This window comes from Spirosoma sp. KUDC1026, from assembly GCF_013375035.1.
In the GTDB taxonomy this organism is placed as follows: Bacteria; Bacteroidota; Bacteroidia; order Cytophagales; family Spirosomataceae; genus Spirosoma.
Genome location: NZ_CP056032.1, coordinates 967,049 through 979,156 on the forward strand (window position 1 = coordinate 967,049; position 12,108 = coordinate 979,156).

General features: G+C 47.0%; 8 protein-coding genes and 1 tRNA gene. 6 read left to right on the plus strand and 3 right to left on the minus strand.

From position 1 onward, the window contains the following. Positions 1–4 precede the first annotated feature (4 nt). A complete protein-coding gene (locus HU175_RS04130) occupies positions 5–3,355 on the plus strand; it encodes a VCBS repeat-containing protein (RefSeq protein ID WP_176565384.1) in 3,351 nt (1,116 codons plus the stop codon). 313 nt (positions 3,356–3,668) lie between these two features. Beyond that, positions 3,669–5,024: a vanadium-dependent haloperoxidase gene (locus HU175_RS04135; RefSeq protein ID WP_176565385.1), complete on the plus strand. Its 1,356-nt coding sequence runs from the start codon at positions 3,669–3,671 to the stop codon at positions 5,022–5,024. A 118-nt stretch (positions 5,025–5,142) separates the two neighbouring features. Here HU175_RS04135 and HU175_RS04140 read toward each other — a convergent pair whose 3' ends face one another. The 3 genes from HU175_RS04140 to fabD all read right to left on the minus strand — a co-directional run bounded on the left by HU175_RS04140 (position 5,143) and on the right by fabD (position 7,249). Further along, positions 5,143–5,820 (minus strand): TetR/AcrR family transcriptional regulator, encoded by a 678-nt coding sequence (locus tag HU175_RS04140; protein WP_176565386.1) that lies wholly within the window; start codon positions 5,818–5,820, stop codon positions 5,143–5,145. Positions 5,821–6,169: 349 nt separating this feature from the next. Next, positions 6,170–6,240, minus strand: a tRNA-Gln gene (locus HU175_RS04145). Between the two features lie 112 nt (positions 6,241–6,352). Then, positions 6,353–7,249 (minus strand): ACP S-malonyltransferase, encoded by an 897-nt coding sequence (gene fabD, locus HU175_RS04150; protein WP_176565387.1) that lies wholly within the window; start codon positions 7,247–7,249, stop codon positions 6,353–6,355. Positions 7,250–7,617: 368 nt separating this feature from the next. Between fabD and HU175_RS04155 the strand changes: the two genes are divergently transcribed. The 4 genes from HU175_RS04155 (at position 7,618) to HU175_RS04170 (ending at position 12,095) form a co-directional block, all read left to right on the plus strand. Next, on the plus strand, positions 7,618–8,313 hold the full coding sequence (locus tag HU175_RS04155; RefSeq protein ID WP_176565388.1) for a succinate dehydrogenase cytochrome b subunit: 696 nt from the start codon (positions 7,618–7,620) through the stop codon (positions 8,311–8,313). A 74-nt stretch (positions 8,314–8,387) separates the two neighbouring features. Beyond that, positions 8,388–10,325, plus strand: coding sequence for a fumarate reductase/succinate dehydrogenase flavoprotein subunit (locus HU175_RS04160; protein ID WP_176565389.1), 1,938 nt, complete (start codon positions 8,388–8,390; stop codon positions 10,323–10,325). A 96-nt stretch (positions 10,326–10,421) separates the two neighbouring features. Next, a complete protein-coding gene (locus HU175_RS04165; RefSeq protein WP_176565390.1) occupies positions 10,422–11,180 on the plus strand; it encodes a succinate dehydrogenase/fumarate reductase iron-sulfur subunit in 759 nt (252 codons plus the stop codon). A gap of 510 nt (positions 11,181–11,690) precedes the next feature. Next, entirely contained in the window at positions 11,691–12,095 is a 405-nt protein-coding gene (locus HU175_RS04170; RefSeq protein ID WP_176565391.1) for a peptidylprolyl isomerase, read from the plus strand. The last annotated feature ends 13 nt before the right edge of the window (positions 12,096–12,108 follow it).

Here is a 12,108-nt window from a genome sequence, read left to right on the forward strand (position 1 = left end):
ACACATGCGTAACGTATTTTTCCTACTGGCTTTAGAACTAATAGGGTTAGTGGGGTGTAAATCTGACCCAGAACCTTTGTTTCTTGAATTACCGGCTTCGCAGACAGGTGTTGACTTTGCGAACCATATTCTTGATAAGAAAAATTTCAATATTTTCAATTACCGCAATTTTTATAACGGCGGGGGAGTAGCTATTGGCGATGTAAATAACGATGGCTTACCCGACCTGTTTTTTACGTCTAATTTTGAAGAAAATAAGCTGTACCTGAACCGGACAACACCCGGTAAAGGTGATCTGAAGTTTGAAGACGTAACAAAGCAGGCTGGTATTGCTGGGAAGAAGTTCTGGTCAACGGGCGTTACGTTCGCCGACGTAAACGGCGACGGCCGACTGGATATATACGTCTGTAATTCCGGTAACCGGGATGCCCGCGGTAATCAGCTGTATATTAATCAAGGTAGTAAAAACGGAATCCCTATGTTTACAGAACAGGCCGCAGCCTATGGTCTTGTTGATGGCGGCTTTTCCACCCATGCTGCTTTTTTTGATTATGATCGGGACGGCGATCTGGATATGTATCTGCTGAATAACAGCTTTACACCAATGGATCGTCTCGGCTACGCAAACCTGCGCGAAACCCGTGATAAATTAGGAGGGGATAAATTATTCAGAAACAACGGCGTAAACGCTGATGGTAGTGCTAAACCCTTTACTGATGTATCGGCCGATGCGGGGATATACGGAAGCTTGATTGGGTTCGGCTTAGGTATCACGATTGGGGATGTAAACAACGATAACTGGCCGGATATCTACATTTCCAACGATTTTTACGAACGGGATTACCTGTATATCAATCAGAAAAACGGGACGTTCAAGGAAGAAATTGAAGGGTACATGGGCCACATCAGCCTGGCTTCAATGGGGGCCGATATTGCTGATGTAAACAATGATGGGAACCTCGATATTTTTGTGACAGATATGCTGCCGGGCGATGATTATCGCCTTAAGACAACGACTACATTCGATAGCTACGAACTGGGACAGTTAAAAGAAAGCCGGGACTTCTATTACCAGGATTCCAGGAATATGTTCCACCTGAACAACGGAAATGGTACGTTCTCCGAAATTGGCCGGATGACGGGTACCAGCGCTACCGACTGGAGCTGGGGGGCGCTCCTGTTCGACATGGATATGGATGGCCGTAAGGATATTTTTGTGGCAAATGGTATTGTCAAAGATTTGACGGACCAGGACTACGTATCATTTCTGGCTGACAACCCTGATTTGCAAGCCATGATCGAAGGGATCAAAAAGTTTGATTATAAGGAATACGTTAATAAAATGGGGTCACGTCCCCTATCAAATTATGCCTTTCGAAATCTCGGTAATGGCATGCAGTTCGAAAATAAAGCGGCTGAATGGGGGCTGGCGACACCGTCATTTTCAAACGGTTCTGCGTACGGTGATTTAGACAATGACGGTGATCTGGATCTGGTTGTGAACAATAATGATGCACCCGCATCGATTTATAAAAATACGTCGGTTGAGGTCAACCACAAGCATTTTTTACGAGTAGCTCTGACTGGCTATGCACTGAATCGAAATGCTATAGGGGCTAAAGTTTACGTGCATCAGGGAAAGGAAACACAGTATCTGCAGCAGATGCCTAACCGGGGATTCCAGTCGTCTGTCGATCTGACAATGGTTTTTGGGCTGGACTCAAATGCCAGAATCGATTCTTTGACGGTGATCTGGCCCGATGATAAAACACAAACGATAAAACAGCCCAGAGCCGACCGTACGTTGCCGCTGTTGTACAAAAACGCTTCCCAGCGAGCATCATTTACCGATCAGCGCGTAGTTGCACCCGAATTCTTCAAAGACATAAGCGGTACCGCCAAGCTGGATTATGTGCATAAAGAAAACGACTTCGTGGATTACAACCGCGACGGCCTGCTCAAACAAATGTTGTCGCGAGAGGGACCTGCGTTAGCCGCCGGGGATGTGAATGGCGACGGCCTGGACGATGTGTTCCTGGGCGGAGCGGTTAATATGCCCCGGTCGCTGTACCTGCAGAAAGCAGATGGAACGTTCAGTCTTTGGAAGCAACCCTTCTTGTTAGATGCACTTTACACAGAAGACGTAGCGGCTACATTCTTCGACGCGGACGGTGATAAAGATCTCGATCTTTACGTAGCTACAGGTGGTAACGAATTTGCCGATAATACAGCGTTGGCGGATCGATTATATCGCAATGATGGAAAAGGAAACTTTACCTGGGACAAGACGTTGCCCCGAATTCTGGAAAATAATTCTTGCATCGCAGCGGCCGACTTTGACCGGGATGGTGATCAGGATTTGTTTATTGGTGGGCGAATGGTCGCCAGTGAATACGGTAAAAATCCTGACCAAGTTTTGCTAGTGAATGACGGAAAAGGCAACTTCCGAAAAGCTACGGCTGAACTGATCCCCTTCTCGAAAGAAATAGGTATGGTGAAAGACGCTGTCTGGGCCGACATTGACAAAGACTCCTACCCTGATCTAATTCTGGTTGGCGACTGGATGCCAATCACCATTCTGAAAAATAAAGCAGGCAAAGGGTTTGAGCGAATAGAGGATGAAGCATTAGCCAAAACCAGCGGCTGGTGGAACTGCATTCAGGCAGCCGATCTGGATCAGGATGGCGATGTTGATTTTGTTGTCGGTAATCTGGGGCTGAATAGTCATTTAGTAGCTACTCAGGACCAGCCCGCTCATCTATACGGTAATGATTTCGATCGGAATGGTACTTACGAGCAGGTTATGACTTGTTTCAGACCCGGCGTCGATGGAGAAAAACGTGAATGTGTGGTCGTGCAAAAAGCTGACCTACAAAAGCGTATTCCATCTATTAAAACGAAATACATCAAATACACTGATTACGCGAAGGCTTCGTTTAACGAGATCTTTTCAGATCAGCAACGCCAGGGAATGGACGTAAAAACGGCAAATACTGCAGAAACGTCGATAGTGGTCAATAATGGGGATGGTACGTTTACGGTCAAAGCCTTACCTATACAGGCTCAAACGTCACCAATCCATACTATACTGACAGGTGATTACAATAAAGATGGAAAACCGGATATTTTGCTGGCTGGCAACTTCTTCGATGTCTTGACCGAGGTAGGCCGTTATGATGCTAACTACGGCTTGTTGCTACTGGGAGATAGTAAACTTAATTTCAAGGCTACGGATCCTAAAAGAGCTGGTTTCTTTGTGAAGGGCCAGGTACGTCGGATGGTGCAGCTAAAACAGGGACAACTGATTATTGCCAAGAATAACAGCCAGGCTCAAGTGTTCATGCCTATGAAATAACAGCGGGTATGTTCACTCCTAAGTAACTAAGACGGAAATACGAATTGATGACGCCACGTTCAGTGAAGAGAGTGATATAGCTCAAGGTAACTCTCCGCTGAATAGCTTCTGCCAGCGTAGGCGTCATAACTGCCTACAAAGTTGCTCATAACAACAGCAATATGCAGTTGCTGAGGTGAATTAGCGACGTAGTAAACCAGATAACAGCCGGGTCCAGGGTGGTGACGTATCGTCCTTTTATCCAATTATTTCGCTTAATTTTACGCTCTTATAACCACTGGATTTCATCGTGATCCTTTACTTGTCTTTACCTATGAATATTCTGTTTCGATCAGGTTGGATGATTGTCTTTGCGTTGACGGTACTAGCAGGATGTCAGAAATCGGTACCACCGTCTGAGTATAATGCCAAAGCTGCTAATCCTGAATATTACAATGCCGCGCTGGATAAACTGACGGAAGTGATTATCCACGATATTTTTTCGCCCCCCGTCGCCAGTAGAATCTATTCCTATGCCAACCTCGCGGGGTATGAAGCCCTTGTGCCATTCGATTCAACATACCAGTCGCTGGGAGGCAAATTAAAATTGTTTCAAACGGGCCCCCGGCCAGCGCCCAATCAGGAATACTGCTTTCCGTTGGCCAGTACACACGCCTTTATGACCGTTGCCCGCGCGCTTACCTTCTCGGTCGATTATTACGATAAGTTCGAGCCTGCTTTCTACGAACAGTACAAGAAAGACGGCGTTCCCGATGAGGTGTACGAACGGTCAATGGCCTACGGAGAAATGGTTGCCAAGCATATTCTCGACTATGCGTCGAAGGATAGTTACAAGCAGACCCGTGGTTTCAAACATACAGTAACCAATGCTGAAGGAACCTGGGTACCAACGCCACCGGCCTATATGGATGCTGCCGAGCCGCAGTGGAATAAGCTACGTTGCTGGGTAATGGATACCTGCACCCAGTTCACACCACCCCGGCCGTATCCATACAACATGACAAAGGGAAATCCCTACGAAAAGGAAGTGATGGAAGTATATAAGGCCGGTAAACGGGCGGATAAGCTGGAACAGGACATCGCTTACTTCTGGGATGACAACTCGTTCGTGATGAACGTAGCGGGGCACGTTATGTTTGCTTCGAAGAAAATGACGCCAGGCGGTCACTGGCTGGCTATTGCCGAGACGGTTGCCCGTAAAAAGAAACTGAACATGATGCAGACGGTAGAAGCTTACGCGCTGACCTCGTTCGCCTTGTCAGATGGTTTTATTTCGTGTTGGGACGAAAAATACCGCAGTAACATGATCCGTCCGGAAACGGTGATCAATAAACTGATCGATCCCAAATGGACACCGTTTCTGCAAACCCCTCCTTTTCCAGAATACCCGAGCGGACACAGCGTTATTTCGACAGCGGCCGCTACAGTATTAACCCATCTGATGGGCGACAACATTGCCTTTACCGATTCGACGGAGTTGAAGTATGGTCATGGTGTCCGTTCGTTCAAGTCGTTCATAGATGCCGCCAACGAAGCATCAATCAGTCGGCTCTATGGAGGTATTCACTATCGTCTGGCGCTTGATAACGGACAAGTACAGGGCAAAAAAATCGGTGAGTGGGTGCTACAGCGCGTAAAAGGACAGAAAGAGACTGTAGCCCAGCGTTAACACATCTAAACGCAACTAACTGACTAGTAGGAACGATCTTTCAGATAAGGCAAAACAAAGCGGGCGAATCGATGACCAACTCAGTCAGGATTCGCCCGCTTCTTTGTCGAGTAGCGTTTTACCATTGAGCAATCGGCATGTTCGACGATTGTAGTTCCAGCTTAACCTCTTTATCCTGAACCGCCGATTTATTTAATGCGATGTAAATCGACTTGATTGCGTTTTCAATACGTTGCCAGCCTTCTTCGCTGCGCAGGTCAATGCTGATCATTGTCCGGTCGTTCTGAGCCATGATCGTCAGGTACGTCATAGCTCCCAGCACAATGGCCGAAATTGCCTGCGTATCGGCTCCACTAACAAAGGAAAGTTGTGAAACAAGCCGGGTCATCTCTTCATCTTGCGCCTTTGCCGTTGACTCGGCAATAGGGTCGTTTTCGATTACACTGGCTTTCAGAATTTCGCGGGCTGCTTTGAACGTGCGGAAATGACGGAAGGTTTGAATAACCTGCCGATACCAGATACGGGCAATGTCTGATTCGTGCAGGGGGCGTATTTGGTCAAGCAGAGAAGGTGTAAAGACCGGAAAAAGTTTGCCCATTTTCACGTAGTACTCCAGCAGACCTTCCATGCCGCCGAAATAACGATAAATAAGTACTTTACTTACGTTTGCTTTCTCTGCAATTCTGTTAACTCCTACTCCTTCCAGCCCCCGTTCAGAAATCACCTCTTCCAGCGCTTCAACGATACGCTGAGTAGTTTTGGCACGGTTTCTTCTAACCTTTTCGTCTTTGTCCATATTGAACCAAATATTAGTATTATTCAGGGAGTTGTATTTGTTTGACGGTAATAAGGATATAGGGTCACTTTGGTGTAATGATGCTCAACTAATTAAGTTAACAAACCGGCTCGGTTTTGATGGATTTGGTAAAAAATATAAACAACAACAAACAACTTAAACCACTGATCAATTGGAGGATAGGAAACGAAAGTCAGGTGTTAATCAATTCCGTATGACGAACGAAGAAAACGAAATAGTGTGCAGGGCAAACAATGAAGTCAAGTCTGTCCTAAAAAACAGGGGATAAGTGAACTGTCGGAAGAAAAAACAAAAAAGCCGCCTGATTACATCAAGCGGCTTATTGTCGTTGCCCGAGAAGGATTCGAACCTCCACAAACAGAACCAAAATCTGTCGTCCTACCCTTAGACGATCGGGCAATTGCGAGTGCAAAGATAAGGGTCTGAATCAGCTAAAAGCAAGTACAGCACCAAAAAAAACTTTAGTTTCTGTGCCATACTTGCCTTACTGGCTGATTCACAGCAAAAAAAATTACAGACCACTGATCGCTACTGACGGACTGATCTTCTTAACAAGCCCTTGTAGCACTTTACCAGGACCCGATTCGATAAATTCAGTCGCTCCATCGGCCACCATCTGTTCGACGGAAGCTGTCCAGCGTACCGGCGCCGTCAATTGCGCAATCAGATTCGCTTTAATTTCCTGCGGATCAGAGGTGGCTTTGGCGTTCACATTCTGGTAAACAGGGCAACGGGGAGCACTAAACGTCATTGCTTCGACGGCCTGTGCAAACTCGGTCCGGGCGGGTTCCATAAAAGGAGAATGAAAGGCACCGCCCACAGCCAGTGGTAATACGCGCTTAGCCCCGGCAGCTTTGAGTAGTTCACCTGCTTTCTCAATGCCTGTTACACTGCCCGAAATCACTACCTGACCGGGGCAGTTATAATTAGCAGGAACAACGATTTCGTCGGTTACCTCCGCGCAGATACGCTCAATAACATCGTCTGGCAAAGCAAGTACGGCAGCCATACTGGAAGGAGCCAATTCGCAGGCTTTCTGCATGGCCGTAGCGCGAATTGACGCCAGTTTCAACCCATCGGCAAAGGATAATACTCCGGCTGCTGTCAGAGCGGCCAGTTCACCAAGGGAGTGGCCTGCTACCATATTCGGTGCGAATGACTCGGTGGTCAGCGCCAGCACTACTCCGTGCAAAAACACGGCTGGCTGGGTGTAAATGGTCTGTTTCAGTTCTTCGTCAGAGCCTTCGAACATAATTTTGGTCAGATCGTAGCCCAGGATATCATTAGCCTGGTCGAACAACTGACGGGCCGACTGGCCATCCTGAGTTTTCTGGTCCGGATTCTGGTACAGATCCAGACCCATGCCTTTAAATTGAGACCCCTGTCCGGGAAACACGAATGCTTTCATGCGTTAGCTGTCAATAAATATCCTTGTGAATAAGTGGCGCAAAATAAACCTCTTCCGTACGGTTCGCCAAACCGAATAAAAGGTGTGGGAATACTTTGCGACTGACCCGACTAGAGACGTATCGTTGCTGGACCTTGAGCCAAAGCATTTAAAATCTATAAATGTGGCTTTGCCTGGCGAACAAAGCCATTATATGTAGTGTTCCTCTACTAGCAGCACCGCTATTTTTACTGACTGTAAATAAGGTTCAAAATAAGTGAAATGGGCCGCTAATCTTGTTTCCATCGCCTTTGTGATTTAGTTTTGGTGCGCCGTACAAAGCGGCTTTTTTTCAACCGTTTACACTAAATTTTCGTGTCGTTCATCCTATGGCTTGGGTAACACAAACACTATCCAGCTCCCTCGGTCGCAAAGTTATTATGTCGCTGACGGGACTTTTTTTGAGTACGTTCCTGATTGTTCACATGGCCGGTAATTTACAGCTCTTTAAGGGCGACGGCGGTCGGGCGTTCAACGAGTACACGTACTTCATGACTCACAATCCGCTTATCATTACTGTATCGTACCTGCTCTACACGTCGATTCTGGTTCATGCCCTGATGGCACTCATTCTGACGCGTCACAATCGTGAGTCGCGTCCAGTTCAGTATGCGTACAGCAAGCCAGAAGCGAACAGTGCCTGGTCGTCACGGAATATGGGTATTTTGGGCACGGTCCTGCTGTTGTTCATCATTATCCACATGCGCACTTTCTGGTACGAAATGCACTTCGGAGCCGTTCCTATGGCTGAGTATGATGGCAAAGAGTACAAAGATTTGTACTCAGTGGTACAGGTTGCCTTCGGTGAGTGGTGGTATTCGTTACTGTACGTAATCTGCATGGTTGCACTAGGTTATCACCTGGCGCATGGTTTTCAGAGTGCATTCCAGACGATGGGTATCCGGCACAAGAAATATAGCCCGCTGATTGAAGCTATCGGTACGTACTTCTTCGCCATTATTGTTCCATTAGCGTTCGCGGCTATGCCGGTCTATGTGTTTTTACAGGTTCACGGGATTATTTAATGAGCGAATGATAGAATGAGTGATTTGTAGATGCCATTCACTCGTTTGCTCATTCACTAATTCAAAATTGAATTATGAAACTGGAGTCTAAAATTCCTGAAGGACCGTTGGCTGAAAAATGGTCGCGGCAAAAATTCAGTTTAAAACTGGTCAACCCAGCTAACAAACGGAAGTATGATATTATTATCGTTGGTACTGGTCTGGCAGGAGCATCGGCTGCTTCATCGCTGGCTGAGCTGGGCTACAACGTAAAAGTATTCTGCTTTCAGGATAGTCCACGCCGGGCGCACTCGATTGCTGCGCAAGGTGGGATCAATGCTGCTAAAAACTATCAGAATGACGGTGACAGTGTGTTCCGTCTGTTCTACGATACCATTAAAGGTGGTGATTACCGGGCTCGTGAAGGGAACGTGTACCGTCTGGCCGAAGTAAGTGTTAATATCATCGATCAGTGCGTAGCGCAGGGCGTGCCATTCGCTCGTGAATACGGCGGACTGCTGGCTAACCGCTCGTTCGGTGGCGCGCAGGTATCACGTACGTTCTATGCCCGTGGTCAAACGGGGCAGCAGTTATTGCTTGGTGCCTACTCGTCGTTAAGTCGGCAGGTGGCCAACGGAAAAGTGAAACTGTATCCACGTACTGAAATGCTCGAGCTCGTTGTGGAAGGCGGTAAAGCGCGGGGTATCATTACGCGAAACCTGATCACCGGTAAAATCGAATCGCATTCGGGGCATGCTGTACTGCTGTGCACGGGCGGTTATGGTAACGTGTTTTACCTGTCGACCAACGCCATGGGCTCGAACGTAACGGCGGCCTGGCGGGCGCACAAAAAAGGAGCGTTTTTCGCCAATCCGTGCTTTACGCAAATTCACCCCACCTGTATTCCTGTATCAGGCCACTACCAGTCGAAGCTGACGCTGATGTCGGAGTCGCTACGGAATGATGGCCGGGTGTGGGTGCCGAAAACGGTAGAAGACGCCGAAAGAATCCGGAAAGGTCAATTGAAACCCGCTGATCTGCCCGAAGACAAGCGGGATTACTTCCTCGAACGTCGTTACCCATCATTCGGTAACCTGGTTCCCCGTGACGTTGCATCGCGTAACGCCAAAAACATGTGCGACGAAGGTCGTGGTGTAGCTAAAACGGGACTGGCGGTTTACCTCGATTTCGCGGACGCCATCAAGCGGGACGGTCTGAAAACGATCGAAGCGAAATACGGTAACCTGTTTGAGATGTACGAAAAAATCACCGGTGAGAATCCCTACGAAACGCCGATGATGATTTACCCTGCTGTACACTACACTATGGGTGGGCTTTGGGTTGACTACAACCTAATGACGAACATTCCTGGTTTGTATGCACTGGGTGAAGCAAACTTCTCAGATCATGGTGCAAACCGGCTGGGTGCCTCGGCGCTGATGCAGGGGCTGGCTGATGGCTACTTCGTTATTCCATACACCATTGGTGACTATCTGGCTACGATTGGCCCTGCTGATAAAATCCCCGTTGATTCGCCGGCCTTTAAAGAAGCTGAGAAGAAAGTAAATGATCAGATTAAGCAACTGCTGACTATCAAAGGAGAACGCCCTGTTGATGATCTGCACAAAGAGCTTGGTCATATCATGTGGGAATACTGCGGTATGTCTCGTACGGCTGAAGGGCTGAAAATTGCGAAAAGCAAGATTCAGGCGCTGAAAAAAGAATTCTGGTCGAACGTAAAAATTCTCGGTGATGCCGAGGAGATGAACCAGGCGCTTGAAGCAGCCGGTCGTGTAGCAGACTTTATCGAGCTAGGCGAACTGATGGTCGACGACGCGCTGAACCGGAACGAATCGTGCGGTGGACACTTCCGTGAAGAATATCAGACACCAGACGGCGAAGCACTGCGTGATGATGAAAACTACGCGTACGTAGCGGCCTGGGAGTATGCCGGCGAAAATCAGCCAGAAATACTCAATAAAGAAATCTTAGAGTTCGAGAATGTGAAACTAACACAACGGAGCTATAAGTAAGAGTTCTAAAGTTGTAGGGTTATAAATTTGTCTAGTTTGCTCATGCACAGAACTTTATAACTCTATGACTATGCAACTTTACAACTTCTTAAGAAGATGAAAATTAATCTAAAAGTCTGGAGACAGAAAAATAGCAATACACCGGGGAAGTTGGTTGATTATCAACTGGATAATGTATCAGAAGATATGTCTTTCCTGGAAATGTTTGACGTACTGAACGATTCATTAACCCGCAAAGGTGAAGATCCAGTTACGTTTGACCATGACTGTCGCGAAGGAATTTGCGGTACATGCTCTATGTACATCAATGGCCGGGCGCACGGTCCACAAACGGGGGCTACGACTTGCCAACTGCACATGCGTTCGTTCAGCGATGGCGATACGATCGTTGTCGAACCCTGGCGCGCACGGGCGTTCCCTGTTGTAAAAGACCTGATGGTTGATCGGTCTGCGTTTGACCGGGTAATTCAGGCAGGTGGTTACGTATCAATCAACACCGGTTCGGCGCGTGATGCTAACGAAATTCTAATTCCTCGTACTATCGCTGACGAAGCAATGGATGCGGCTGCCTGCATTGGTTGCGGTGCCTGCGTTGCGGCCTGTAAGAATGCATCGGCGATGCTGTTCGTTTCAGCCAAAGTGTCTCAACTGGCTCTGTTGCCACAAGGACAGGCTGAGCAACGCGAACGGGCTGAGCGCATGGTTGCGCAGATGGACTCCGAAGGTTTTGGTGCCTGCTCGTTTACGGGTGCCTGCTCGGTTGAGTGCCCTAAATCGATCTCATTGGATCACATCGCCCGTCTGAACCGGGAATACCTGGGAGCAAAACTGACCTCTGACAACGTTCAGGGATAAGTATAAATTATATTTAAAAAAGCCGACGCTTTCTCTTGAAGGCGCCGGCTTTTTTGTTGAAATAAAATTAAAACGTACTGCAACCATTCGTCTTATATTCGAATCAATAACCTAGACAAATCGATATTATGAAAGTAATACATTCTGTTTTGATGATGGCTGGACTCTTTATTTTTACTTCAGTGAAGACGAAAGCTCAGCTGAATACTTATTCGGCAGGTTCTCCTACATCCATACTGATACCCGTACAGCCTAAGACTGACCAGCCCAAGACACTGTTCAACCCGCTTGCTAACTTGCTAAATTCACCCAAAGATTCAGTCCGTTATGTTTCGAACGTAAAAGAAATCGTAAACATGGACGAGTTGGGAAATTTAAGTAGGCGGGCAAATTCCATGCTCATTATGAGACAGACCTTAATAGGCACACATAGTATCAATAGAGAAAGAAAAAGAGAGTAAGCGCATCATCTGACGGTGTCAATGCAGGAGCATAAAATCATAAGCCCATATGGCTAACGTAAAGATTATCCAGATTTTCGCTATTTTACTATTTCCCATTATAGCAGAAGCCCAGTTCTATAACAGGCTGACAAACAACAATGTAAATTATAATGATTCGACCGCCAAAGTAGCAATTGGGGCGCTAAGTGATTCCTTGCATCAGGGCAAATCATTTACTGACCTAGCATTCAAATATTCTCAGGATCCAGGGTCATATAAGCAAGGTGGTGAGTTAAAGCCAAACACAATGGAAGGCTTTGTCAAGGAATACAAAAAGGCTGTATTCAAATTAAATCCAGGTGAAACATCTCTGCCTTTTAGAAGTGAATTTGGCTACCACATTGTACAGTTAGTTTCGAGAAAAGACAATGTATTCGTTACCAGGCATATTCTCCTTCGTGTAGATCCCTGAGCGAGACTAGCAA

Excerpts from the sequence above, each read along its gene's own strand:
- HU175_RS04140 (WP_176565386.1), bottom strand. The coding sequence starts at position 5,820 with ATGGACAAAGACGAAAAGGTTAGAAGAAACCGTGCCAAAACTACTCAG.
- HU175_RS04170 (WP_176565391.1), top strand. The coding sequence starts at position 11,691 with ATGGCTAACGTAAAGATTATCCAGATTTTCGCTATTTTACTATTTCCC.
- HU175_RS04160 (WP_176565389.1), top strand. The coding sequence starts at position 8,388 with ATGAAACTGGAGTCTAAAATTCCTGAAGGACCGTTGGCTGAAAAATGG.
- fabD (WP_176565387.1), bottom strand. The coding sequence starts at position 7,249 with ATGAAAGCATTCGTGTTTCCCGGACAGGGGTCTCAATTTAAAGGCATG.
- HU175_RS04155 (WP_176565388.1), top strand. The coding sequence starts at position 7,618 with ATGGCTTGGGTAACACAAACACTATCCAGCTCCCTCGGTCGCAAAGTT.
- HU175_RS04130 (WP_176565384.1), top strand. The coding sequence starts at position 5 with ATGCGTAACGTATTTTTCCTACTGGCTTTAGAACTAATAGGGTTAGTG.
- HU175_RS04135 (WP_176565385.1), top strand. The coding sequence starts at position 3,669 with ATGAATATTCTGTTTCGATCAGGTTGGATGATTGTCTTTGCGTTGACG.
- HU175_RS04165 (WP_176565390.1), top strand. The coding sequence starts at position 10,422 with ATGAAAATTAATCTAAAAGTCTGGAGACAGAAAAATAGCAATACACCG.